Raw genomic sequence first — 26,458 nt, 5'->3', positions numbered from 1 at the left:
AAGCTAGATAATAACTGGCAAAACAACAGCGTATTCTAAGGGGAAATCCGTGTGGGTGATTAAATTAGGGGGCAGCCTTCTCGGGTCGGATGAGTTGCAGCACTGGCTAAAGTTGGTGGCGCAGTATGGCGATGGGCGAGTGGTTATCGTGCCAGGTGGTGGCGTGTTTGCTGATGTGGTCAGAAGTGTATCCCAGCAAACGCCCATGACTGATGCCTGTGCACATGCACTGGCGGTCAGTGCGATGAACCAATTTGGAACGCTGCTGATTGATCAAGTACCTATGCTGGTTCCCGCACATAGCGAACTGGAAATTGCAGAACGCAGTTGGCAACACCGCGGCATTGTCTGGATGCCTAGTAAAATGGTCATGACGGATGGTGATGATATTCCGCATAGTTGGGATGTGACTTCTGACAGTTTGGCGCTATGGCTAGCCAAAAAAATATCCGCAGAGCATCTGATACTGGTTAAATCTGAGCCACCATCTCACACGGCTAGTCTAGAAGAGATGATTGACCAAGGTGTGATAGACCCCGCATTTTCACACTTTAATGCGGATAGCCAAGTAAAGGCATGGGTGGCTTACAAAGGTGACTACACTGCATTCTCTAATGGTTTTCAGGAGTCATCCTTGCGGCAAGTAGGGCACTTGCTCACGCATTAAGATGCTGATTACAGTGAAGCTTAGTCTTGCTGCGATTTCTCAAAGCGACCAAAATGCAGCATGATGGTCGGTAAAATCAGTAAATTCAACATGGTGGAAGTAATCAATCCTCCCACAATAATCGTCGCCATTGGCCCTTCGATTTCTCTACCGGGCTGACCGCTACCTGCTGCCAAAGGCAGTAAGCCTAGTGCAGTGACTAAGGCTGTCATCAGCACCGAGGGCAAGCGTTCTGACGCGCCCCGTATGCAGGTTTCTAGATTCCACACACAATTTTCTTCATCGACCAAATGCTGAAAATGCGACACCATCATGATGGAGTTGCGCAAGGTAATACCAAACAAAGTGACAAACCCAACCAAAGAGCCAAGAGATATCCAGCCGCCGGTAAATAGTGCTGCCAATACCCCGCCAATCAAGGCAAAAGGTAGGTTAGCAAAGGTCAGTAATAAATTGCGTAACTTACCAAATGCAATGTATAGCATCAGGAAAATTGCCACGCCGGCCAAGAGTGAATGGACAATCAAATCTTCTCTGGATTGTGCATTGGCCTCAGCTTCTCCGGTGAACTCAAGGTAGTTGCCGGGGCTGATACTGATGTCAGTTTTAATTCGTTTTTTCAGCTCACGTATAAAGCTGTCTTGGTCTCGGTTTTCCACATTGGCAGTGACGGTTTGAATACGTTTTGCGCCCGCATGTAATATTTTAGAGCGCCCATTCTCTTGCGTAATGAAAGCGATATCGTTGAGGTGTAGTAATTTGCCCTCTGCATTAAACAGCGGAATGCGGCTGATATCACCAATATCGTCCCGTGCTTCTAAATCAAGCAACACACTCAAGCCAACAACACGGCTACCTAGGTATATTTGTGAGACAGGCACGCCTTCATACGCTGCACGTATCGTGTCCAATACATCTGTTGGATGCAATCCCCAGACTGCAAGTTGGTCAGGTCTGAGTCGTATCACTACTTGTGGGGTGCCAGGAGGAGACTGTACCAACACATCAGTTGCACCTTTGGTGGCATTGAGTACCCCCGCAATTTTTTGCGCATCACGATCCAGCGCATCCAAATCATCACCATAAATGTTAATAACTGTACTGGCCGCATAACCGGAAATGGTTTCTTCAATACGTTCGGTAAGGAAAGTGTTAATAGCAAAGTTGGCGCCGACAAATCCTACTTCAGCAATACCATCGTTATCTACATCTTCTGGATCTCCGCCCAATGCCTCTCGGATATCGTTCAAAATACGCGTTTGCTCTTCACCTGCCAAGGTACCAATCTCAATTTCAAATTCACTATAGTGCGTGCCAAATGTGTCTGCACCGTTTTGCGCGCGACCAACCCATTGGGTCACAGATTTAACACCATCGATTTTCCTGATTGTGCTAGACACTTTTTGGCCAAGCCGTAACGATGCTTCTTCCGATGTGCCCGGAACTGCAGTCATATGCATGATGAAGTGGCCTTCATGCAGTGCTGGAATAAATTGATTTTTAAACAGTGGAAGTACACCTAACCCCATGGCAATGGTGATGAAGCTGATAGTGATAATGGCTTTGTAGTTTTTCTCGATGACATACAGCAGTTGGATATAGTTGCGTTTGATATATTTAATAATGGGTGAGTCTTCGGTCTCTAATTTGGCATGCCCCAACATCATGTAACAGAGCGCCGGCGTGAGCGTGAGGGCGACAACCAGTGACGCCAAAATGGCCGCAATATAAGCAAACCCCAGTGGGGCGAATAATTTGCCTGCGACACCAGAGAGGGTAAGTAGAGGCATGAACACAAGTGCCACAATGATGGTGGCATATAATACGGAACTACGGACTTCCATAGAGGCTTGGAACACTACCTGATGGATAGGCCGCGGTTGTGCCAATGCGCGGTTTTCACGCAGCCGCCTAAAAATATTCTCGGTATCGATGATTGCGTCATCGACCACCTCGCCCAGCGCAATGGCCAAGCCCCCTAATACCATAATATTCAAGCCCACGTTGTAATAGCTCATGATAACAATGGCTGTGAGCAATGACAGTGGGATAGCTGTTGCAGAAATAAATGCGGTACGGGCATTAAATAAGAATAAAAATAAAATGGAAATGACCAGTATTGAACCAATCAGAATATCGGTACGTACACCGTCAATAGCGGTTTCAATAAAATTGGCGGGTCTAAATAGGCCTTCATGTAAGGTCACATGCTGTGCTTGCAGGTGGGGCTTTAACTCCTGCAATGCAGACTCAATCGCTAGTGTCACGGCATGCGTATTTGCACCTAACTGGCCTTGCACGGATAGATAAATGCCAATTTCTTCGTTAATAGCCGCAGCACTGATCGATGGTGCTGGTCCTTCCACCACACGACCGATGTCACCTAGCTGAATGGTCACGCCGTTTTGGTGGACTAGCGTTGCTTTTGCCAGTGTTTTAGCATCGGTCGCTTGACCTTGCGTATTGATGATAATGCGTTGATTGTTATTCTGGATATAACCGGCACCGCTCACTCCAGTCGCCTTTTGTGCAGCAAGCACAACATCATTGAGGTTGAGTTGATAACGCACCAGTTTGTCTGGGTCAATCTGTATTTGAAACTGCCTGACTTGGCCACCAAATACATTCACGTCAGCCACGCCTGGAATCGCCATCATATGAGGCGTAATCGTCCAATCGACCAGTGTACGCAACTGCATTAAATTGAGCGTTTTAGAGGTGACACCAAAGCCCAACACCGTGCTGGCAGAAGAGGTGAGTGGGGTAATGTTGGGTACAATGCCTCTGGGTAGTTGATTAGCAATTGTACTTAGGCGTTCTGCCACCACTTGCCGATTACGGTATATGTCCGTTTTTTCATCAAAAATTACGGTCACAATCGATAAGCCCGGAATTGACTGTGAGCGCAGGTTAATCACGCCCACCGTACCAGATATACTGCTCTCAATCGGTTGCGTGACTAGCGACTCTACTAACTCTGCAGACAGTCCCGGGGATTCGGTCTGAATGATGATTTGCGTAGGGGAGAATTCCGGAAATACATCTAGATTGCTACGAGTGAGACTGTATAAGCCATACAATACAATCAGGATGGCCAGCCCAACTATCACACCATAAAAGCGGATAGAAAAACGAACAATGGCGGACATCATAATGGGGTGCTTTCAAGCAAATGCATTAGCCTTGTATCCTTATTATCATGACGGCATCACACTGCTTTGCAATAAGCATCTGCACGGAAATTTGGGTTGATATAGACATATCAATCCTCGTTTTCATTTTTAATCAGATATTTAAACTCTTCCGAGAGTAGTAGCTGTGCTCCACTGGTCACTACCTGGCTGCCCGCAGCAATGTTTTGGTTAAACCAACCTTCTTCAATTTCTGTGTCTGTCGAAATAGGTTGCCTGATAAATTGATTGTTTTTTTGTTTCACATAAACCCAAGGTTTGCCAGCATGCCAAACCACTGCACTGCTAGGGATGACAACACCTTCGTTTTGCAGTTGCGTACGGTTGGCTTGTACTACGTGTACCCGCATGCCCACGCGTAGCGATTCTGCTGGCGCACTATAGTAATAGGTTTTGCCTATACCGCTAATGTCTGCGGTACTTGCTGGCGAGATATATAGCGCCTTTACACTGGCAGCGCGCTCGTTTAGTGAGATGATTTGAATGCTATCGCCAGCCGCAGGTGTGTTGGCAGTAATGGGCAGGCTGACCTGTACCAACACATTTTGACGGGTAAGTAATTGATTGACTTGTGGCGAACCTTGTCCACCAACCACTAGTTGCGTCAACGGTTCACCCCACTGCAGTTGAACCGTTGATTTCAGATTTTGCTGCTGTTGTACCAAGGCTTGAATTTTTGCTTGGTTGGCATGGAGTTGCGACTGTGCTTCTTGCACGGCGCTGTCTGAGATATTTTTGTCATCTTCATTGAGCGTTTTTAAGCGCTGAAACTGTGATGTTAGTTGCTGGCTGCTGCTTTTTGTAATTTGCAGCTCTGTAGACAAGGCAATGTATTGTGACTTCGCTTCAACCAGTTTATCGATAGAGATGACGCTGCCGTAAGTCTTGACCACACCTTGATAGGCGATTTTTTGTACCTTGCTATAGGTGATCCCGCTGTTGGCTTGCGTTTCTGGCGAGAGCGCTACCGTACTAATACCTTCTTTTTCTGTGACCCGGTTTGGGCTTTCGATTTCCTCTTCTTGTTCGCTTTGGTAGGCCTCATACTCGTCTTTACTATAAAAGACCAAGACCCAAAATAGCGTGACAATAATCAGCGCTTGTAACCCAATTATTAGTGTAATTTTTTTATTCATCATGCTTTACCGTGCGTAAAGTTGCATTATCGTAAGGGAGTGGCCGTTGCACTACATTTTCCAGCAGCGCGCGTTTTTTCAGCACATCAAACGTCGCATTATTCAGGTCTTGGTTGGCAACGCTTAGCACTAATTGCGCTTGTGTGAGGGCTACACGGTCAATCAAGCCAGCGTCAAACTGCTTTTGTATACTTGCAATATACAGGCGCTGTGCTGCATGCGATTCTTTTGCGTGCTCGAATGTAGTGATGGCGAGTTGATACTGTGCATGCACTTGTTCCACTTGTGCAATAACTGAGGCTTGCAAGGCCTCAAACTGCGCGCCTTCGATGGTTCGGAGCAGCTCGGCTTCATGAATAAGCGTTGGCTGTTGCTGAAGTAAGTTGAGTAGTGTACCCAAGCCAAGTGACCAAATACGGTCACCAAATTCAAAAATATAGCCCGGTGTTAAAGTGATATCAGGTACTTGTTTGGCGATTTCTAATTTTAATTTGGACTCAGCTACCGCGTAGCGCGCAAGCCCTCGTCTAATATCAATGCGGTTAATCAGAGCATCAGTTTGTAATGCTTGTGCCGTTATTTCAGATTGTGCTTGTGCTGTAATAGCCTCTGTCAAAGGGGCAATAGGGATGACATTAAACTGTGCGTAGCTCAAGCCTGTATCTGCTGCAAGTTTAATCTTATACCCATCAGTTTTAGCTGATTCATTGCGTAATTGAATCTGGCTTTTTTGCAATAAGAGTTGATATTGTGCAAGTTCTGTATTGGAGCCTAAGCCTGTGGCGACACGCTTCTGTAGCATATCGACCAGTTGGCGGTAAAGTGCAATTTCTTGCTGCAGTAAAGTAAGTTGATGCTGATGTGCTTGATAATCAATGAGGTCAATTTGCAGTTGGTGCCTCAGTTGCCATGCGATTTCTGCAGCATCCATCCTTGCAACTTCTGCCAAATGCTGAGCCTCTTCCACTTTTACGGCACGCTTGGCAGTTGTTTCAAATGGAATGTCTACCTGTAAGCCATATGACATCGGGTTGATGTCACCATTGGCACGATCGCTGCGGGCGATGGTGCCGTTGATACCTAAGGCTGGTTTTAATCCTGCGGCTTGGATAGAGTATTCCGCCAGTGCCAATTTCTCTTTTACTACCACTAAGTTAGTGTGGTAAAACAGGGCGGTGTGCGTCAGTGTACTTAAATCCCAAGATTGAAAAGGAATAGCCGTGTCCGCCACACCGTTTCTAACTAGGTAAGCTCTAAACTCCGGATTATCTAAAGATTTTTGTGATAATTTGCGTGCGGATTGTGCTGCATCTAATGGTTTGGCGGAATAGGTTTGATGCGCACAACCCAATAGAATTAAGGTGATTGAGCAAATGCTGAACGTGTTGCGGAAAGTGGGTTGCATGCGAAAGCACTCGCCTGACAAAGCCGTTAGTACTTAATGATCAATGGTGGCATGCACCGCATTTAAGGCATCCTGAAGCGACTCTTCAGGTAACTTGTTGATGGTGGTCGCAAGTAAATCGGCAGCTTCTACTGTGCGAATTGGTAAATCTGCGGTATTGAGCTCAGCAATCAACCCAGCAGCAGCCCCAGCAATAATCAAAAGGGTCTCGCGCTCTTTCATCAAAAGCTCTAATTCGGCTCGCAGCATATTGCTTTCTGCGATTTGTTGGGTATTGGACATAGTGACTTTTCTTAATTCTTTACAGATTTATTTATTTGAGTGAAACAACATAGTGCATTTTAACGCCTTGGTTTGTCAATGTTCAGTAAGGTGAAACCGCATTTACGCAGGTTTTATTTTCCGAAAGACCAAACTTGAGATACAATAGCGTCTTTAGCGAATGTGTAACAGCAAGCGCATGCGAAAGTGGCGGAATTGGTAGACGCACTGGATTTAGGTTCCAGCGCCGCGAGGCGTGAGAGTTCGAGTCTCTCCTTTCGCACCATGACAAGGCTTCTCTTAGGAGAGGCCTTTGTTGTTTTTAAAGCAAGCGCATCAGCAACAACCTAGTGTGATGCGATGAACTTTTGTGAATCGTTGATGTACTGACATATAAGGATATTTATGCAAATCATTCAAACTCCACATGCACCAGCTGCCATCGGCCCATACGCACAAGGCGTAGTGGTTGGGCAAGTGCTCTATACCTCAGGTCAAATTGCCTTGCGCCCAGATGGCACATTGGTAGAAGGTGATATCACATTGCAAACGCAACAAGTGTTAGCCAACTTATCAGCCATTATTCAACAAGCCGGTGCAGATTTATCCAAAGTGGTGAAGACCACGGTGTTTTTGAAAAATCTAGATGACTTTGCAACTATGAATGCTATCTATGGCGAAGCCTTTGGCAGTCATACGCCAGCACGTTCAACAGTACAAGTGGCTAAGTTGCCAAGAGATGTACTGGTGGAAATTGAGGCGATTGTGAGTCTTGCCTAAGGCTTGAATCTGCTATTGATACACGCCAAACTACAGATAACTTTATACGCTTGAGTTTATTTCAGAGGCGACTTGTGATATATTTTAGTGCTATTTTTTGCGCTTATCGCTTGCCTGCTCATATTGGTTAGGCGTTACAAGCAAAAACAATTTGAAGTCGATTTAACTACATGTGCGATGTCATTATCGCGCCACCATAACCAACCGTTCAATTGAACGAACTTTTACAGGAAATGCAACATGGCAGTATCTGTTGAAAAAATTAGTAATTTAGAACGTCGTATGACGATTTCAGTACCTTTGGCACCGCTTGAAGGACAAATTAGACAGCGTCTAAGTCAAATTTCACGCACCGCAAAATTTGCGGGCTTTCGTCCTGGAAAAGCACCTATCGGCCTTGTGAATCAACACTATGGAGATCAAGTACGTGATGAAGTGTATTCCAAAGCAGTAGAAACCAGCTTTGGTGATGCGGTTGAAGAGAATAAATTGCGTGTTGCAGGTTTTCCTAACATCGAGCACAAGCCGTTTGCTGAAGCTGCGCAAGATTTTGAATACACCGCAACCTTTGAAGTGCTGCCAGAAATTCAATTAAAAGACTTATCTAAAGTGAAAATTGAGCAGCCAGCATTGGAAGTTGCGGATGCTGATGTTGAAAAAACATTAGACGTGTTGGTGAAACAGCGCGTGACTTTTGAGCCTGTGAAACGTACCGCCAAAAAAGGTGATCGTATTAACATTGCATTGATTGCCTCTATTGACGGTAAAGAAGTGGAAAGAACGGCCGATAATGGTATTGATTTGGTGCTAGGTGAGCCTGGTCGTATGGCAGACTTTGATGATGCTTTACTAGGTGGTAAAGCAGGCGCAACAAAAACATTTGAGATCGCGTATCCGGCAGATCACAATCCGGCACAGTTGGCTGGCAAGACAGTCAGCTATGAAGTGACATTCAATACAGTGTCGCAACCAGTATTGCCTCCTGTAGATGCTGAGTTTGCTAAAAGCTTAGGTGTGGAAGACGGTAATATCGACACAATGAAAACTGAAATCAAAGCAAGCTTGACGCAAGAAGTGGAAAAACGTGTAAAAGCACGCGTAAAAGAGGCTGTATTCCAAGCGCTGATTGCTGAGGCAGAGTTTGAAGCGCCAAAAGCGATTGTAGGTTCTGAAATTAACCGTTTAATGCAAGTCACTGCGCAAAATCTACAGCAACGCGGCATGGATCCAAAAGCGATTCAGCTTGAGCCAGCAATGTTTGAAGAGCAAGCAAAGCGTAATGCTGCATTAAGATTAATTTTGGCTGAAGTGGTGAATACCAATAACTTGCAAGCGACACCGGATCAAATTCGCGCAATGGTGGATACTTTTGCACAAAGCTTTGAAAAGCCAGCAGAGTTGGTCAGCTGGTATTACGCCGATGTGAAACGCTTGGATGAGCCAGCGGCGCTAGCTACAGAAGAGAACGTGGTGAACTGGGTATTGAATCAAGCAAAAGTAACCAATAAAAAAATCAAATTTGACGAATTAATGGCAGGCGCATAATGGTGAAAGGTATGAGCAGTTTTATGACTAACACAAGAGAGATCTTTGAACCACAAGGGTTGGGTTATATCCCGATGGTCATTGAGCAAAGTGGACGCGGTGAACGCTCATACGATATTTACTCAAGACTGTTAAAAGAGCGTGTGATTTTTTTAGTAGGCCCAGTGAATGACATGACGGCCAACCTGATTGTTGCCCAGTTGCTATTCTTGGAGGCTGAAAATCCAGATAAAGACATTTCGCTTTATATTAACTCACCTGGTGGTTCCGTGACGGCTGGTATGGCTATTTATGACACCATGCAGTTTATTAAGCCTGATGTCAGCACCTTATGTATCGGCCAAGCGGCTAGCATGGGTGCGCTATTATTAACGGCAGGTGCGAAAGGTAAGCGCTTTTGCTTACCCAACTCACGCGTCATGATTCATCAGCCTTTAGGCGGTTTCCAAGGTCAGGCATCTGACATTGAGATTCATGCCAAAGAAATTTTGTATTTAAAAGACAAGCTCAATAAGATCATGGCGCATCATACGGGTCAGCCAGTAGATACCATTGCCAATGACACCGACCGTGATAACTTTATGAGCGCAGAAGACTCTGTGAAGTACGGATTGGTAGATAAAATGATTTCTGCCCGCACAGACGCGGCTTAGAACGATATATTTTTTAAAGTAGTTGAATTTAGGAATTAAGCATGGCAACAAAAGCTGAAGGCGAAAAATTACTCTATTGCTCATTTTGTGGCAAAAGTCAGCATGAGGTGAAAAAGCTCATCGCTGGGCCTTCTGTGTTTATTTGCGACGAGTGTGTGGATTTATGTAATGACATCATTCGTGAAGAAATTCAAAATCTCAATGATATTAAAGCCACCGACAAATCATTACCAACGCCGCAAGAAATCTGCGCGATATTGGATCAATATGTGATTGGTCAGATTCAAGCCAAGAAAAACCTGTCTGTTGCGGTATATAACCATTACAAACGATTAGGCCATAACCACATTTCTGAAAACACAGCTAAAGATGACGTGGAAATTCAGAAAAGTAACATTCTGTTGATAGGACCTACAGGCTCCGGCAAAACACTGCTTGCGCAAACGCTTGCACGTTTACTCGATGTGCCGTTTGTGATGGCTGATGCAACCACTTTGACTGAGGCTGGTTATGTGGGTGAAGACGTAGAAAACATCATGCAAAAACTATTGCAGAAGTGTGATTATGACGTTGAAAAAGCACAGCGCGGCATTGTGTATATTGATGAAGTCGATAAGATCTCACGCAAGTCAGATAACCCGTCTATTACCCGCGATGTTTCTGGCGAGGGCGTACAGCAAGCCTTGCTGAAACTGATTGAGGGAACTGTTGCCTCAGTACCTCCACAAGGTGGACGCAAGCACCCTAATCAAGAGTTTGTGCAGTTGGACACCACTAATATCTTGTTTATTTGCGGTGGCGCGTTCGATGGTCTAGAAAAAGTGATCCGTCATCGCTCAGAAAAAGGCGGCATTGGTTTTGGCGCAGAAGTGAAGAGCAAAGATGATATCCGTCAAGTCGGTGAGGTGCTACGCGAAGTGGAGCCTGAAGACTTGATCAAGTTCGGCCTAATTCCTGAGTTTATCGGTCGTTTGCCAGTAGTGGCTACACTGGAATCACTTGATGAAAAAGCGTTAATGACTATCTTGGTTGAGCCGAAAAATGCATTAACTAAACAGTATATGAAACTGTTCAAAATGGAAGGTGTCGAACTGGAGTTCAGAGAGTCCGCCTTGCATGTCATTGCCAAAAAGGCGTTAGAGCGTAAAACGGGTGCCCGTGGTTTGCGTTCTATTTTAGAGCATGCTTTGCTTGATATTATGTACGAGTTGCCTTCTATCGAAAATCTAAGCAAAGTGGTGATTGATGAAGGTGTAATTAACGAAGAGTCTGCACCTATCCTGATTTATTCTGAAGCCGAAAAACGTGTAGAAAACGCAGGCTAGTTCGAGATTTTGTTAAATTACTTGAATTAGCTATTGATATACTACGCAACTGGTATATATTTAAGTTGTACCACTTGAACTACCAAAGAATGTTCCCCATTTAAACACAAGGGTGAGTTGGTGATATCGCTCCCTTTGTTTTCAATTGAAAGAATTTATGACTGAACAAACTTTGCAAGTATCTTCCGAAGACCAGAGCGCGCTCATCCCATTATTGCCGTTGCGTGATGTTGTGGTCTATCCACATTTGGTGATTCCACTATTTGTAGGCCGAGCAAAATCTGTCAAGGCGCTAGAAATCGCCTCAGACACCAATAAACAAATTCTTCTGGTCGCACAAAAATCTGCCAATAAAGATGATCCCGATGCCGATGATTTATATGAAATCGGCACGATGGCTACTGTCTTGCAAATGCTTAAACTACCTGATGGTACCGTTAAAGTATTGGTAGAAGGTTTGCACCGCGTACGCGTATCTGGCTTTGTGGAGACAGAAGAGTGCTTTATGGCACTTGCGGAAAAAGTAGAGCAGACCGATGACAAAGATAGCGAGGCTGAGGCTCTAATGCGCACAGTCTTCACGCAATTTGATCAATATGTGAAGTTGAACAAAAAAATTCCGCCGGAAATACTTACGTCATTGGCAACCATCAATGATCCTGGTCGTTTGGCCGATACTATCTCAGCACACTTGACCTTAAAGCTTGAAGAAAAGCAAAAAACATTAGAAATGCTGAGTGTGATCGAGCGTTTGGAGCATCTGCTCTACTTGATGGAATCTGAAATTGATATCCTTCAGGTGGAAAAACGTATCCGTGGACGTGTCAAACGCCAGATGGAGAAAAGCCAGCGTGAGTACTACCTAAATGAGCAAGTCAAAGCTATCCAAAAAGAACTCGGCGAGCACGACGAAAATGCCGATATGGAGGAGCTCGAGCAGCGCATTAAAGACTCTGCCATGCCTAAAGAAGCATTGGCCAAGGTCAGTGCTGAGTTGAAAAAACTCAAAATGATGTCACCAATGTCAGCGGAAGCTTCAGTGGTGCGTAATTACATTGATACATTGGTGAACCTTCCTTGGAAGAAAAAAACCAAAATCAGTAAAAATCTAAAAGCGGCTGAAGCAGTGTTAGATGCAGATCATTACGGCCTAGAAAAGGTGAAAGAACGTATTGTAGAGTATCTCGCGGTACAGCAACGCGTTGGTAAGCTGAAAGCACCTATCTTATGCTTAGTTGGCCCACCAGGGGTTGGTAAAACATCGCTGGGTCAAAGTATTGCCAAAGCAGTTAACCGTAAATTTGTGCGCATGGCACTGGGTGGCGTGCGTGATGAGGCTGAAATTCGTGGTCATCGCCGCACTTATATTGGCTCTATGCCGGGCAAAGTGTTGCAAAGCATGACTAAGGTTGGTGTGAAGAATCCGCTGTTTCTATTAGATGAAGTGGATAAAATGGGGCAAGACATGCGCGGCGATCCTTCATCTGCCTTGCTTGAAGTATTAGACCCAGAACAAAACCACACATTTGCTGACCACTATGTGGAAGTCGAATATGATTTATCGGATGTGATGTTTGTGGCGACTGCCAATAGCATGAATATTCCTGCACCATTGTTAGACCGTATGGAAATTATTCGTCTTGCTGGTTATACCGAAGATGAAAAAGTAAATATTGCACAACGTTATCTGTTCCCTAAACAGTTAAAGGCGCATGGACTAAAGGCGACTGAAATTAATGTGCCTGAATCTGTGATTCGCGACATTGTGCGCTACTACACCAGAGAAGCGGGTGTACGACGCTTGGAGCAAGAAGCTGCGAAAATTTGCCGTAAAGTGGTGAAAGAGCTGTTGCTAAAACAAGATAAGAGCAAGGCTGCACCTAAAAAAGTCAATGTAACACCCAAAAACTTGGATCAATACTTAGGCGTGAGACGCTATGATTTTGGTGTGGCTGCTAAAGAGAATCAAGTAGGGCAGGTGACTGGTTTGGCATGGACCTCTGTAGGTGGTGAGCTGCTTACCATTGAAACGGTTGTGCTGCCAGGCAAGGGCAAAACCATTACAACTGGTAAGTTGGGTGATGTGATGCAAGAGTCTGTACAGGCGGCGATGAGCGTGGTGAGAAGTCGTGCAAGCGGATTGGGGATTCATGAAGACTTTTATGAGAAAAAAGACATTCATATTCACTTGCCAGAAGGTGCTACGCCTAAAGATGGCCCAAGCGCAGGCATTGCCATTACTACAGCACTGGTTTCTGTGCTGACGGGCATCCCTGCACGCTCAGATGTGGCGATGACAGGGGAGATTACTTTACGTGGGGAAGTGTTACCCATTGGCGGATTGAAGGAAAAGCTGCTGGCTGCACACCGTGGTGGCATCAAAACGGTATTAATTCCAGAGGCCAATGAGAAAGATCTGGCTGAGATCCCAGATAATATCAAAAGTAGTCTTGCCATCCATCCAGTAAAGTGGATTGATCAGGTCTTAGACTTGGCTTTGGAAACTGCGCCGAAACCTTTACAGGGTAACGCGGCGGAGCTAGCAAACGTATCAAAAGAAGGCTCAGAAGACGCAAATCAGCTGACTACGCATTAAATTAGGCAAAAATCGCCCAAATTAATCGTTAAGTTCTTGACATGGGCTTTTATCACTTGATATAAAGCTAATACAGGAAGGCCTGTAACATTTTTTAAAATAACCTTTGAGGGGATACACGTGAATAAATCAGAATTGATTGATCAAATTGCTAAAGCAGCAGGAATTTCTAAAGCTGCCGCCGGCCGTTCACTCGATGCAACAACAGAAGCAATTACTAAAGCACTAAAAAAGAGTGATACTGTCACTTTAATTGGTTTTGGCTCTTTTTATGTTGGGAAACGTGCAGCACGTTCTGGTCGCAATCCCCGTACTGGTGCAACTATTAATATCAGCGCAGCAAACTCTCCTAAATTTAGAGCTGGTAAAGCGCTTAAAGATGCTGTAAACTAGCGTTTTTACTGATTAAGCAATTAATCAGACAGTACTGCAAAGTTTTATAGAGTTTAGTTTGTAAAGTTATGCAGGGTGCTTAGCTCAGTTGGTAGAGCGTCGCCCTTACAAGGCGAATGTCAGCGGTTCGACCCCGTTAGCACCCACCAAAAACTAACAGACATATCGCCTAAAAATATATTGAGAGTGCTAGTTGTTTAGCACTCTTTATTTTTAGGGGTATCGATATAAAGCACAACTGGAGTGGTAGTTCAGTTGGTTAGAATACCGGCCTGTCACGCCGGGGGTCGCGGGTTCGAGTCCCGTCCACTCCGCCAACACTTAAAAAAGCGAATCGTTTACGGTTCGCTTTTTTTATTTGCTCCTATCCATCACATATTTAACAATCATTGTTTAATTGTTGGGGTATTCAGTCATCAATCAGCTGAAATCACACTAGGCTTGTGATATATTGCTAGGTTGTTAGGCAAAAATTAATGTCCAATTTATTGCAGTATTTATCTACCTTTTAAAGTCACTGAAAGATGTTGTTTTTATGTTAGACGCAATCAGAAAGCATACCCAAGGATGGTTGGCAAAAGCAATCCTAGCCATCATTACAGTACCATTTGCCCTATTTGGTATTGACTCGTATCTGAATCAGGCTGGCGGGAATGTAGCGGTTGCTACAGTAGCGGGCGAGAAGATTTCAGTACAGGAGTTTAGCAACTCTATTGAGAGTGTGCGTAACCGCTTGCAATCAGAGGGGCAGAAGGTCGATGCAGCGCTGCTAGATAGTCCTGCGTTAAAGCAATCGGTGCTGGATGGCTTAATTACACGCCGCCTAGTCAATAAGGAAGTACAGCGCGAACATTTTAAAATTAGCGATGAGCAACTGAACCAGCACATTTTGAGCATGCCTGAGTTTCAGGAAAATGGTAAGTTCTCAGAAGATCTGTACCAAAAAACATTACAACAAAATAAGTTAACTGCGGCCAAGTTTGAAAGTGGTATTCGCAGTGATATGGTGACGCAACAAGCGCGCGATGGGATAGCAAAACTGGCATTTGCACCAAAAGCGATTGCAGAGAAAGCACTGCAGTTTGCTTTTCAGCAGAGAGAGGTGAGCACGGTCGATGTAAAAGCTGTGGACTATATCAAGCAAGTGACGGTAACTCCTGAGCAAGTAAAGCAGTATTACGAGCAACACAAAGATAAGTTCAAAGTGCCAGAGCAGGTAAAGCTTGAGTTTGCCTTATTGTCAGCTGCTGGCTTAATGAATCAGGTAAGTGTCAGCGATCAGGAAGTCAAAGAGTTTTACGATGCGAATGCCGCTAAATTTCAAGGAGATGAGCAACGCCAAGCGAGCCATATTCTGATTAATTTTGGGCAAGATAAAGCAGCAGCAAAAACAAAAGCACTTGATGTATTAGCACAAGTGAAGAAAAACCCTAAACGTTTCGAAGAGCTTGCCATCACAAACTCTCAAGACACTGGCACTGCAACCAAGGGTGGTGATTTGGGTAGTTTTGGGCGCGGTGCGATGGTGAAACCATTTGAAGACGCAGTCTTTGCCATGAAGGTCAATCAAGTTAGTGATTTGGTTGAGTCTGAGTTTGGTTACCATATTATCAAGTTAAATGGGGTTACCGGTCAGTCGTCCTCGTTTGACCAGATGAAACCACAGATAAAAGCGGAACTTATTTTTCAAAAAGCACAGGCTAAATACGCTGAGTTGTCTGAAGACTTCAGCAATATGGTGTACGAGCAGTCTGCGAGTCTGGCCCCAGTTGCTAAGAAATATAACTTACAGTTGCAAACTACTCAGCTGATGAGCCGCGCTGATGGTGCTAAGTACTTCAAGAGCGACAAATTAATGAATATGGCCTTTTCTGATGAAGTGTTAAAAGAAAAGCGTAACTCTGAAGCGGTAGAGGTGTCTCCAAACAATCTAGTTTCTGTACGTGTTGTTGAGTATAAGCCAGAAGCGCCACGCAGCTTTGATGAGGTAAAAAGTGGTATTGAAGCGGTATTGAAGCTTGAGCAAGCAGTGAAGCTTGCCTCGGATAAGGGCGCGTCTATACTCGCTAAACTGAAGTCTGGTGATACAAAAGAACCATTGGATTGGATTTCGTCAGTCATTGTTGATCGTAAGAATGCGCAAGGGCTATCCAATGGTGTGATGAATCAAGTGTTTAGAATCAATACTGATAAGCTACCTGCATATGCTGGCTTTTTGGATGAGAACAAAACCTATGTGATTGTGAAAGTCATTGGCGTCAGCAATCAGCTAGGGGATGATGCAGACTCTAAGCAGACTGCAGCTTCCGAATACGAGGCGGCTGTAGCAGCAGAGTATGTCAGTGCTTATGCTGCATCTCTGAGAGCGAAAGAAAACATTAAGGTCAATACGAGCGTGCTGTTTAGCAAGGCTGAGTAATTAACACATATTAATCAACGTATTATTTTGATGTAAAAAAAGCTGATGTTACCATCAGCTTTTTTATGATGACAGAGTCCATTACATCACGATGGCTTAGTCAATTTGCCCTGCTGCGGTGATGTTCATACCGCCATCAACGTAAGTAATCTCGCCTGTGATGCCAGAAGCTAAGTCACTACATAAGAATGCCGCTGCATTACCAACTTCCTCAATCGTAACGTTGCGACGCAGCGCTGCGTGGCGCTCGTTAAAGCCAATCATTTTATCAAAGTCTGCAATGCCAGAAGCTGCCAATGTTTTAATTGGGCCGGCAGACACTGCATTGACACGAATACCTCTAGGTCCCAAGCTTTGGGCTAGATAGCGCACATTGGCCTCTAGGCTAGCTTTAGCTACGCCCATGACGTTGTAGTTTGGCATTGTACGCTCTGCACCCAAGTAGCTTAGTGTGAGTAAGCTGCCACCACGGCCTTGCATCATCGGGTAAGCTGCTTTTGCCAGAGCAGAGAAGCTGTAAGAGCTAATGTCATGCGCGATTCTGAAGTATTCACGATTGACTGCATCTAAGTAGTCACCATCCAAAGCAACCTTTGGTACAAAAGCCAAAGAATGTACTAGGCTGTCCAAACCATCCCAGTGTTTGGCGAGTGCTGGAAATAGTGCATCAATTTGCGCGTCATCTGCTACATCGCAAGGTAGCACAATGGTTGAACCAAAGTCGGCAGCTAGATCTGCCACGCGCTGTTGATGTTTTTCCATTTGATAGGTAAATGCTAGTTCAGCGCCTTCACGCTTCATGGCAGAAGCAATACCATACGCAATGGAACGGTTGCTGAGTAACCCAGCAATAAGAATTTTTTTACCTGCGAGAAAGCCCATAATCTATCCTAATTATTGATTGTCCAGTGATATTGGTTGTCACGATCTGGCCTATCAGAAAAGATAATAGGGTTATCGATTTGAACCACTTCTTGGGTCAAGCGCATCGCGCAACCCTTCACCAAGCAGATTATACCCTAACACTGTAATTAAAATCGCCATGCCAGGGTAGAGTGATAGCCACCATGCGAATTGAATATACTCTTTGCCATCCGTCAAGATATTGCCCCAAGAAGACTGTGGTGCTTGTACGCCCAAGCCGAGAAAGCTTAGGCCAGATTCCATCAGCACGGCACTAGCAACACCCAACACTGCGCTCACGATGATTGGCGTCAGACTATTTGGTAATAGATGTGTGAAGATTAATCGCATGTCTTTTGCACCCAGCGTGCGTGAGGCTTGTACAAATTCTCGCTCGGCCAAACTCAAAAATTCTGCGCGTACCAAACGTGTGACACCCATCCATGAAGTCAAGCCAATCACAATCATGATATTGATAATTGAGGGGGTGAGGAAAGCGATGACCGCCAAGATTAAGAAGAAACTCGGGATAGACAGCATGATATCGACCAGACGCATGATAAGTGTATCTACCCAGCCTCGGTAATAGCCTGCGAGTGCGCCGAGAAGTATGCCAATGGCCGTAGAGATGCCTACTGCTACTAGCCCCACTAGCAATGAAATACGGCCGCCATGTAACATCCGGCTCAGTACGTCACGACCAAGGCCGTCGGTGCCCATCCAGTGAATCCATGAAGGCCCTAGCAGAATGGCTTTCACATTGATCTCGTCCGGGTCGTAAGGTGAAATAACTGGAGCGAGCATAGCCAGTAAAAATATGGTGAGGATGATGATAAATCCGGCCAATGCTAATGGGTTGGAAAGCGCTTTTTTGATGACGTCTATACGCATATTAGCCTTTCACCACACCACGTCGTACGCGCGGGTCTGCCCATGCATACGAAACATCTGCAATCAAATTACCAAGTAGCGTCAGCGCCGAACCAATGGTTAGTACACCCATGACTACGGGAAAATCGCGCATGAGTACGGCGTCGTAAAACAGCTTTCCCATGCCTGGGATAGCAAAAATAGTTTCAGCGATGACTGAGCCGCCAATTAAACCAGGGATAGACAAGCCAACAATGGTAATGAGGGGCAAAAGCGCGTTTCTAAGCGCATGGGTGTATACAACCTGATGTTCATTCAGGCCTTTGGCACGTGCGGTGGTAATAAAGTCTTGGCTAAGTACATCTAGCATGCCATTTTTGACAAAAAGGGTAATGCCTGCTAGCCCTGTAACAGATGGAATGATGACTGGCATGATGAGATGGCTAATGCTGTCTTTTATTTTCCCCCATGTGTCGAATGTATCGTAATTCAGACTATGTAAGCCGGAGATGGGTAACCAATTGTTCATGACGCCTAACCAATACATCAACAATAAAGATAACCAAAAGCCTGGAATGGAAAAGCCAATAAAATTAAACAGGGTGATCGATCGATCTTTCCAGCCTTGGTAATGTTTGGCGGCAATGACGCCAAGCGGAATAGCGAGTAGCAGAGTAATGATGAGCCCGAGAATGTTAATCATGAGCGTGATGGGGAGCGCCTCTTGAATCATGCCCTTTGTCACGTTGCCATCTTTATCTGTAGTTTGCCAAAACACAGGTTTTTGATGTCCAGCGAAAGAATTGCCAAAGTCGAGCTGTATCATGCGCTTTAACCATAAGCCATATTGGACAATGACCGGTTTATCCAAATTGTAGAGTTCACGCAGTTTTTGGCGGGATTCCTCCGATGCTTTGGGGTTAAATGCTGCCTCGTTATTGGTGATATCGCCAGGAGCTAAATGCATAATAAAGAATGAAATCAGGCTAATGCCGATTAGCATGGGGATCATCCATAACACCCGTTTAATCAGATAGGTCAGCATAGTTATTGTGCGCTAATTTCATTTCTACGTAATGGTTCAGGGATATACCACTTGTGTGAATCATAACCCACTCCAGCAGGGGGAATCGGATCTACAATGCCTTGAATGCGTTTATGCATTGCTGTCAGCCCATATCCAGCTGATAAATACACAATCGGGCAGTCTTCCAGTAATACCTTGGCAAACTCGTGATAGATATTCATGCGCTTATCCGGATCTAATTCGGTTCTGCCTTGCTCTAAGAGTTTGTCGATGGTTGGGTTATTGTAACCAATAAAGTTAAACTGGCCCGGTGCCTGTTGGCTGGAGTGCCAGATGCTATATTGATCCGGATCCAAACCTAAGCCCCAGCCCAACACCACAACGTCAAAATCACCGGTTTTAATAAAGCGACTAATAAAACTTGCCCATTCAATGGCACGAATCTTAACGTCTATACCAATATCTTTGAGCCTGCGTTGAATCAGCACGGCTGATTTTTCACGCTCTTTATTTTGGTTGGTAATGATTTCGAATGCAAAAGGTTTGCCGTCGCGCTCCAAAATACCATCGCTATTGGTGTCGATAAAGCCAGCTTCTTTGAGTAGCGCTTTGGCTTTTTGTGCGTCGTAAGGGTAGGGGCTAAGTGCAGCATTGCTCCAGCGCGTACCTGGCTTATAGGGAGAGGCAATGTTAATGCCTAGCCCTAAATAGACGCCATCAATAATTTCCTGCTTATCAATCGCATAATTGATGGCTTTTCTGACACGGATATCGTCAAACGGTTTATGCTTGAGGTTAAACCCCATGTAGGTGTAACTATTGCCTAACTCTTTGTATAGATTGAGGTTTTTTTGTAGCTCAGGGCGAGAAGGAATGATGCGTGAGTATTTGATTGGGTCTAAGCCCATGGTGTCGATATTATCTGCCATGAGCTCAAGAAATTGTGCCGAGTTATCTGGAATGATGCGTGTAATGAGCTTGTCAATTTGTGCTGGGCCCAACACACTTTTGGTGTTACGCGACAATTGAATATTTTCACCGTTTTTCCAGACATCTAACTGATAGTAGTTGCTCCCCACGGGTTTGCGCGCAAATGCTGTGGTATGGATGTCCTGGCCCTTTAATAAATGCGCTGGCAAAATCTGCAAGCCTGACCAGCTATCCAAGGCTGGGGCATACGCTTGATCGTAGCTGACTTTAAATGTGAATGCGTCTGGCGTTTCTGCTTTTTTGACCAACTGGTAATCGGAAGCATAAGGGCTGCGCGTCTTTTCATCGATGACCAATTTCCAGGTAAATAGCACATCAGCACTGGTGAGTGGATGTCCATCGGCCCAAGTTAGATTGGGCTTTAATTTAAATGTAATGGTTTTTTGATCATCGGAAATCGTCCAACTCTCTGCCAAATCGCCTTCTAAATCTAGTGTGGCATTGTATTTTAGTAGTGCATTAAAAATGTTAGAGGCAATCGCGGCCGAGGCTGATTCTCCGGCAACCATGTAAATCAGGCCGCTCGGTTCAGCGGTCATCGCGCCAATCATGGTGCCGCCTGCTACGCTAGGGTAGCGCGCTGCATAGTCTTTGGTTGCTTTGGTAGGTGGGGGTTGATTACAAGCACTCAGGCATAAGCTAAGCAATAAGGCCGTGAATATATGTTTGTGAAAATACACACAAGTTGAGAGGGGGTGAGTGGTTGATAGATGAAACACAGTGACCCCAATCAATTAGTGGATTTTGGAAGAGACTCGAGTTCTGCGATGAGATGTTTTCGACGATTTCTTTGCTTTATGGCTGATATACCTAGAAGATGTAGTCGAGTATTTTTTCTTATGGCTACCTGCTACATAACGGCTGCTTGCGCGTTGCGTGCTGGCTTGGCGAGTCACCACTTTGATGATTTGCCCGGCTTTTAATTGCCCTGCACTGATACGGTTAGTACTTAGCAGATGGCTTTTTTCAACATTAAATTTATCGGCTAGGCTAGAAACCGTATCACCACGTTTTACTTTATAACGGATGGTTCTTGTAGCGCGAGATTCATTTTCTGTGCTGGCATTGTCTTCTTTCACAGAAATATTTTCATCAAAGCTAGCCTGCACAATATTGGCATCTGCACTGAATCCGTTGGGCACCAAGATAGGACGTGAAGTCATAATTTTCTTTTTGCCGGTCAAATCATTGACTTCTCTTAACTCGCTCACGCCAATATTGAATTTTCTTGCAATGTAATCAATCCGTTCGCCACGCTTGGCTGAATAGGTTTTCCAACTAGTCAGTGGTTTATCGTAATTGGCCAAATTTTCTTTAAAGCGATCTGCTGCCCAAGTTGGCAATAGCAATTGATGTACCTCATTGTTAGAAACAATGACCGGGCGGTTATAGCTCGGATTTAGAGCGCTAAGCTCTTCTGGTGATATTTCAGCAAGCTCGGCTGCCAGCTTGGCATCAATTTGTTTAGGTGCAAGCACGCGCGTAAAGTAAGGTTTGTTAGGAATATCTACTAGACTCAGGCCGAACTCATCTGGTTTGAATACAATGTTTTTAATGGCCTGCAGTTTCGGTACATAGTTTTTTGTTTCTTCAGGCAAGCGTAAATGCTGGTAATCGGTAGGTAAGCCTTGTTTGCGGTTGCGTTCGATAGCGCGGGAGACTGTGCCTTCACCAGCGTTGTAGGCAGCAAGTGCTAGGTCCCAAGAGCCGAACATGCCGTGCAATCTTTGTAAATAGGTGAGGGCAGCGTTGGTGGCAGCGGTTACATCGCGACGCTTATCTGCCCAGTAGTTTTGTTTTAAGCCGTAATCTTTGCCAGTGGCTGGCACAAACTGCCAGATGCCTGATGCATGGCTGCGTGAATAAGCCTGTGGGTTATAGGCACTTTCTATCATGGGTAGCAGGGCAATTTCCGTAGGCATGCCACGTTTTTCAACTTCTTCTACAATATGAAACAGGTATTTCTGGCTTCTTTCCAGCATACGTTTTACATAGTCTGGCCTAGAGGCATACCAGTTTTCATGCTTTGCGGTATATTCAGAATCGATATCGGGAATGCTAAAGCCATTGCGAATACGCTCCCACAAGTCATCTTGACCTACATAGATGCTGGTGTCGTCATGCTCTTGAATAAACTCTTCAATTGGATCGGCCGTTAAAGTGCTGTCAATATGGTCTTCCAAAATAAGCATTTCATCGCCGGCAACGTTGCTTTGTAGTGACGTAGCAGCAAAGCCAGACAGCGGTAAAGCTAACGTTAACCACAAACCCATCAAACAAATGGGTACGCGTTTGGAATGTTGCTGTGGGTGACGTGATGGCAAAAATTGGGTCATAACACTTGAAGAGTATAAAAAGTTTGAAACATGACTGAATACTAGCGGCGATTATTGCATGAGTCAAGTAAAAGTATTACTTAGATTAACTTATTTATCTTATTGATTAATAATGGTTTCTAAGCTGTCTTATTGCAGTAAAAATTTCAATTTCAGATGCGTTTTGCATCTTGATATGTTGTTGGATTTCTGTTTCAAGACACCTTAAAAAAGGATTGGTTGCAATTTCTTCTTCAAGTGTGCTGGGTAAACTTGGGATATTTTGCTTACGTAACGATACTATGTGCGTTTCACGTTGCGCCAATCTGAGGTTGTTGGGCTCCAAACCACGTGCAAATTGAATGTTTGTCAGCGTGTATTCATGGGTACAAAAAATTTGTGTGGTGCTAGGCAATTGCTTAATGCGCTGTAATGAATGAAGCATTTGTTCTGGGCTGCCTTCAAACAATCGACCGCAACCCGCACCAAATAACACATCGCCACAGAATAGAAACTGATCATTCACATAAACGATGTGGTCTAACGTGTGTCCAGGTAACCACATTATTTTGAAGGATTGCTCAATTGCAGGCAGTGTAACGTGGTCGCCTTCTTTTATTGCAGTGTGTGGGAAAGGGTAGTCGCGATAACTGGGCGCATACACAGGCACTTGGTATTGTTCGAGTAAAGTTTCTACACCGCCAATATGGTCTAGATGGTGATGTGTAATTAAAATAGCACTTAACACTAATTGCTTTTCTTTTAAAACTTGCAATACAGGTGTCGCATCTCCGGGATCAACGACCACAACGTTGCGACCGAGTTGTAAAACCCATATATAATTGTCTTCAAATGCAGGAATTGGGAATATAGTGATCATGTATCAATGCTTAAACAAACGACAGCCAACAGAGTATCTCATGGTTGTGATTCTGCCAGTATTTGTCAACTGATAAATGTACCCGAATACTCAAGATGATTGGTTAAAAAGTCCGCTAGGCAATTATTTGCTTGCAAGTGAAAAAGCCATTTATGATCAGCACGTCGCTGATATTTTTGGCTTTAATGCCTTGCAGATTGGCTTGCTCGAAATGGATTTGTTACAGCAATCCCGTATTGCCAAGCGCTTACGTGCAGATGCTGGCGCCGGTGATGTGTTGTGTGAGAGCGAATTTTTGCCGTTTGCTTCTGCATCTATAGATTTGCTATGCCTACCGCATGTATTAGAGTTTAGTCAGAACCCTCATCAAACGCTGCGAGAAGTAGAGCGCGTACTTGTCCCTGAGGGGCATTTGATATTAACAGGCTATAATCCGATGAGTGCTTGGGGTGTGCGGCGCTTGTTTTCTAAAAAGCAGCATTATCCTTGGTGCGGCAATACGCTGTCTTTAAAGCGTATTAAAGATTGGTTGGCGTTGCTAGGTTTAGAGTTTGTGCATGGCGGTACACAAGCCTTTATCTTGCCGATCAATGATACGAAGTGGATTCATCGGCAACGCTGTATTGAAACCTTTGCTACAAAGTGCAATGCGCCTTTAGGCGGTATTTACTACATTGTGGCCAAAAAACGTGTCGTTAACATGACCTTACTCAAGCCAAACTGGAAAAAATCGTTAGTGAAATCTGCCCTTGTGGCGACACAGCAAAAAACAAAACCTTCACAAAAAATAAACAAAAAAACACAATAGTAAGATGACAATCAATTTAGTAGAAATATACGCAGATGGTGCATGTAAAGGGAATCCTGGTGTAGGTGGTTGGGGTGCACTGTTATTATTTGGCGCACAAGAAAAAACGCTCTTTGGTGGTGAGGCGCAAACCACGAATAACCGCATGGAATTAACTGCCGTCATTCGCGCACTAGAGGCGATTAAACGCCCGTGTCAGATTAAAATTTACACCGATTCATCTTATGTGCAAAAAGGGATAACCGAGTGGATTATTGGCTGGAAGCAACGCCAATGGCGCACCGCAGACAAAAAACCGGTGAAGAACGAAGACTTGTGGAAGCAATTAGATGCGCTTGTGCAATCCCACCAAATTGAGTGGATTTGGGTCAAAGGCCATGCCGGTAATATTGGTAATGAACGTGCTGATGCCTTGGCAAACCTTGGTGTAGAAGAAGTGTTGGCAAATTAAAGCAACTAGGACTGACGTAGATGAGACAGATTTTTTTAGATACTGAAACCACAGGCTTATATCCAGATCAAGGGCACCGCATTATAGAAATTGCAGCGGTGGAGATGATTAACAGACGGCCTACGCAGAATCATTTCCATGTGTATTTGAACCCTGATCGCGAGATTGATGCGGCTGCACAGGAAGTGCACGGCATTACTTTGGAATTTTTACAAGATAAGCCACATTTTGATGCGATTGCCGATGAATTTACAAGATTTATCAAAGATGCTGAGCTGATTATTCACAACGCACCGTTTGATGTTGGCTTTTTAAATGCAGAGCTTGGCCGGATTGGGCTACAGCCAATCCAGAAGTTTTGCGATAGAATTACTGACACATTGAAGATGGCCAAAGACGCGCGTCCGGGCCAGCGTAACAATTTGGATGCATTATGTAGGCATTTTGGCATTGATAATTCCAAACGTACCTTGCACGGCGCGCTGCTAGATGCGGAGTTGCTGGCTGAAGTCTATATGGCAATGACGCGTGGTCAAGACAGTTTGTTGATGGATTTGCAGCAAGCCAAAGAGACGCAGTCACAACAGGTGATGCATCAGCACCAAGCTGTCAGCATTAAAGTGCTTCCGCCAGAAAGTGAAGAGCTAGAGGCACATGCGGCTTATTTAGAAGGTTTGAAAAAAACAGGTGCGCAGCTTTGGTAGGTGATGTTAGCCCGAGATGAATTCACCGGATTGATTTTAGAATAATGGAAATAATATGAAAAATTGTATCGTAGTGACAGGTGGTGCAGGTTTTATCGGTAGTAACTTTGTCAATGAATGGGTGAAGCATGGACTAGGTAAAGTCATTAATTTGGATAAATTGACCTATGCTGGTAATTTAGAAAATTTGGCAGAAATTCAGCACAATCCAGACCATGTATTTGTGCATGCAGATATCGGTGATAGAGAGGCTGTGCAAAAGTTGCTTGCGGCTCATCAACCACGTGCAGTGGTCAATTTTGCTGCAGAGAGTCATGTAGACCGCTCGATTCACGGGCCTGGTGAGTTTATTGAGACCAATGTGGTCGGTACCTTTCATCTATTAGAAGAGGTGCGGGCATACTGGGGTGCACTCGGTGCAACCGATAAAACGCAGTTCCGTTTTCTACATGTGTCTACCGATGAAGTGTATGGTTCATTGAGCGCAACAGACCCTGCATTTAAAGAGACCAATGCTTATGAGCCTAACAGCCCATACTCTGCTTCTAAAGCCGCTTCAGATCATTTGGTGCGCGCCTATCATCACACTTACGGCTTGCCAACGTTAACCACTAACTGCTCTAACAATTATGGCCCTTACCATTTTCCAGAGAAACTAATCCCATTGGTGATTCACAATGCACTGCAAGGTAAACCGCTGCCCATTTATGGTAATGGTAGCAATGTCCGTGATTGGCTGTATGTGACAGACCACTGTAGCGCGATTAGGCGTGTATTAGAAGACGGGACAGTAGGTGAGACCTATAATATTGGTGGCTGGAACGAAAAAACGAATTTAGATGTAGTGCATACCTTGTGCGATATTCTGGATCAGGAACAACCTAAAGCGCAAGGCAGTTACCGCGACCAAATTACATTTGTCGTGGATCGTCCGGGACATGATCAGCGTTATGCAATTGATGCCACCAAAATTGAACGAGAACTCGGCTGGAAGCCAGCAGAGACGTTTGAGACTGGCATTCATAAAACCGTGAAGTGGTATTTAGCGCACCCACAATGGGTCAACAATATCACTAGTGGTGAATATAAAAACTGGGTGAGCCAGAATTACAAAGAACGTGGTGAGGAGCTAGCATAAT

Annotated in this window: 22 protein-coding genes and 3 tRNA genes; 15 read left to right on the top strand and 10 right to left on the bottom strand. The window is 44.7% G+C overall.

Features of this window, described 5'->3' with window-relative positions; genetic code table 11:
- Window positions 1-49: 49 nt before the first annotated feature.
- Window positions 50-667, top strand: a complete 618-nt coding sequence (locus FG11_RS05435) for an amino acid kinase family protein (RefSeq protein WP_025224343.1) — start codon at window positions 50-52, stop codon at window positions 665-667.
- A gap of 20 nt (window positions 668-687) precedes the next feature.
- On the opposite strand, the gene FG11_RS05430 is transcribed toward FG11_RS05435, so the two are convergent.
- The 4 genes from FG11_RS05430 to FG11_RS05415 form a co-directional block, all read right to left on the bottom strand.
- Window positions 688-3,819: an efflux RND transporter permease subunit gene (locus tag FG11_RS05430; RefSeq protein WP_047533691.1), complete on the bottom strand. Its 3,132-nt coding sequence runs from the start codon at window positions 3,817-3,819 to the stop codon at window positions 688-690.
- A 110-nt stretch (window positions 3,820-3,929) separates the two neighbouring features.
- Window positions 3,930-4,997: an efflux RND transporter periplasmic adaptor subunit gene (locus tag FG11_RS05425; protein WP_235276343.1), complete on the bottom strand. Its 1,068-nt coding sequence runs from the start codon at window positions 4,995-4,997 to the stop codon at window positions 3,930-3,932.
- Complete coding sequence (locus FG11_RS05420; protein ID WP_052184951.1) at window positions 4,987-6,399, bottom strand: TolC family protein; 1,413 nt, start codon at window positions 6,397-6,399, stop codon at window positions 4,987-4,989. Before FG11_RS05420 ends, FG11_RS05425 begins: the two co-directional genes overlap by 11 nt.
- A gap of 33 nt (window positions 6,400-6,432) precedes the next feature.
- Window positions 6,433-6,681, bottom strand: coding sequence for a hypothetical protein (locus FG11_RS05415; RefSeq protein WP_020182025.1), 249 nt, complete (start codon window positions 6,679-6,681; stop codon window positions 6,433-6,435).
- Window positions 6,682-6,861: 180 nt separating this feature from the next.
- Here FG11_RS05415 and FG11_RS05410 point away from each other — a divergent pair.
- From FG11_RS05410 to FG11_RS05365, 10 genes are all read left to right on the top strand, one after another.
- Window positions 6,862-6,946, top strand: a tRNA-Leu gene (locus tag FG11_RS05410).
- 119 nt (window positions 6,947-7,065) lie between these two features.
- Entirely contained in the window at window positions 7,066-7,440 is a 375-nt protein-coding gene (locus FG11_RS05405; protein ID WP_020182024.1) for a RidA family protein, read from the top strand.
- 240 nt (window positions 7,441-7,680) lie between these two features.
- A complete protein-coding gene (gene tig / locus FG11_RS05400; RefSeq protein WP_047533689.1) occupies window positions 7,681-8,985 on the top strand; it encodes a trigger factor in 1,305 nt (434 codons plus the stop codon).
- Window positions 8,986-9,008: 23 nt separating this feature from the next.
- Window positions 9,009-9,638, top strand: a complete 630-nt coding sequence (gene clpP / locus FG11_RS05395) for an ATP-dependent Clp endopeptidase proteolytic subunit ClpP (protein ID WP_026361712.1) — start codon at window positions 9,009-9,011, stop codon at window positions 9,636-9,638.
- Window positions 9,639-9,679: 41 nt separating this feature from the next.
- Window positions 9,680-10,963: an ATP-dependent Clp protease ATP-binding subunit ClpX gene (gene clpX / locus FG11_RS05390; protein ID WP_020182021.1), complete on the top strand. Its 1,284-nt coding sequence runs from the start codon at window positions 9,680-9,682 to the stop codon at window positions 10,961-10,963.
- Between the two features lie 157 nt (window positions 10,964-11,120).
- Window positions 11,121-13,559 (top strand): endopeptidase La, encoded by a 2,439-nt coding sequence (lon, locus tag FG11_RS05385; protein ID WP_020182020.1) that lies wholly within the window; start codon window positions 11,121-11,123, stop codon window positions 13,557-13,559.
- 114 nt (window positions 13,560-13,673) lie between these two features.
- Window positions 13,674-13,952: an HU family DNA-binding protein gene (locus FG11_RS05380; RefSeq protein WP_255349038.1), complete on the top strand. Its 279-nt coding sequence runs from the start codon at window positions 13,674-13,676 to the stop codon at window positions 13,950-13,952.
- A gap of 73 nt (window positions 13,953-14,025) precedes the next feature.
- A tRNA-Val gene (locus FG11_RS05375) sits at window positions 14,026-14,101 on the top strand.
- A gap of 91 nt (window positions 14,102-14,192) precedes the next feature.
- A tRNA-Asp gene (locus FG11_RS05370) sits at window positions 14,193-14,269 on the top strand.
- A 218-nt stretch (window positions 14,270-14,487) separates the two neighbouring features.
- Window positions 14,488-16,371 (top strand): SurA N-terminal domain-containing protein, encoded by a 1,884-nt coding sequence (locus tag FG11_RS05365; RefSeq protein WP_025224313.1) that lies wholly within the window; start codon window positions 14,488-14,490, stop codon window positions 16,369-16,371.
- A gap of 96 nt (window positions 16,372-16,467) precedes the next feature.
- Here FG11_RS05365 and FG11_RS05360 read toward each other — a convergent pair whose 3' ends face one another.
- From FG11_RS05360 to gloB, 6 genes are all read right to left on the bottom strand, one after another.
- Window positions 16,468-17,253 carry an enoyl-ACP reductase FabI gene (locus tag FG11_RS05360; protein WP_020182017.1) on the bottom strand — a complete coding sequence of 262 codons (786 nt, stop codon included), beginning with the start codon at window positions 17,251-17,253 and terminating at the stop codon, window positions 16,468-16,470.
- A gap of 72 nt (window positions 17,254-17,325) precedes the next feature.
- The gene (locus FG11_RS05355) at window positions 17,326-18,165 is read right to left on the bottom strand and encodes an ABC transporter permease (RefSeq protein ID WP_020182016.1); all 840 of its coding nucleotides are present in this window, start codon (window positions 18,163-18,165) and stop codon (window positions 17,326-17,328) included.
- Between the two features lies 1 nt (window position 18,166).
- Entirely contained in the window at window positions 18,167-19,189 is a 1,023-nt protein-coding gene (locus FG11_RS05350; protein WP_025224311.1) for an ABC transporter permease, read from the bottom strand.
- A 2-nt stretch (window positions 19,190-19,191) separates the two neighbouring features.
- The gene (locus tag FG11_RS05345; protein WP_235276399.1) at window positions 19,192-20,712 is read right to left on the bottom strand and encodes a peptide-binding protein; all 1,521 of its coding nucleotides are present in this window, start codon (window positions 20,710-20,712) and stop codon (window positions 19,192-19,194) included.
- A 183-nt stretch (window positions 20,713-20,895) separates the two neighbouring features.
- Window positions 20,896-22,497, bottom strand: coding sequence for a transglycosylase SLT domain-containing protein (locus FG11_RS05340; RefSeq protein ID WP_047533687.1), 1,602 nt, complete (start codon window positions 22,495-22,497; stop codon window positions 20,896-20,898).
- Window positions 22,498-22,603: 106 nt separating this feature from the next.
- Complete coding sequence (gloB, locus tag FG11_RS05335) at window positions 22,604-23,356, bottom strand: hydroxyacylglutathione hydrolase (RefSeq protein WP_047533684.1); 753 nt, start codon at window positions 23,354-23,356, stop codon at window positions 22,604-22,606.
- A gap of 76 nt (window positions 23,357-23,432) precedes the next feature.
- On the opposite strand from gloB, the gene FG11_RS05330 reads away from it, so the two are divergent.
- The 4 genes from FG11_RS05330 to rfbB are packed head-to-tail and all read left to right on the top strand — an operon-like array spanning window position 23,433 to window position 26,457.
- Complete coding sequence (locus tag FG11_RS05330; protein WP_020182011.1) at window positions 23,433-24,164, top strand: class I SAM-dependent methyltransferase; 732 nt, start codon at window positions 23,433-23,435, stop codon at window positions 24,162-24,164.
- A gap of 4 nt (window positions 24,165-24,168) precedes the next feature.
- Window positions 24,169-24,615: a ribonuclease HI gene (gene rnhA, locus FG11_RS05325; protein WP_025224307.1), complete on the top strand. Its 447-nt coding sequence runs from the start codon at window positions 24,169-24,171 to the stop codon at window positions 24,613-24,615.
- Between the two features lie 20 nt (window positions 24,616-24,635).
- On the top strand, window positions 24,636-25,319 hold the full coding sequence (dnaQ, locus tag FG11_RS05320) for a DNA polymerase III subunit epsilon (protein WP_025224306.1): 684 nt from the start codon (window positions 24,636-24,638) through the stop codon (window positions 25,317-25,319).
- A gap of 55 nt (window positions 25,320-25,374) precedes the next feature.
- Window positions 25,375-26,457, top strand: coding sequence for a dTDP-glucose 4,6-dehydratase (gene rfbB / locus FG11_RS05315; protein ID WP_025224305.1), 1,083 nt, complete (start codon window positions 25,375-25,377; stop codon window positions 26,455-26,457).
- Window position 26,458: the final 1 nt, after the last annotated feature.

The organism is Methylotenera sp. N17, assembly GCF_000799155.1.
Taxonomy (GTDB): Bacteria; Pseudomonadota; Gammaproteobacteria; order Burkholderiales; family Methylophilaceae; genus Methylophilus.
This window is presented reverse-complemented; position numbering and strand designations above follow the sequence as displayed.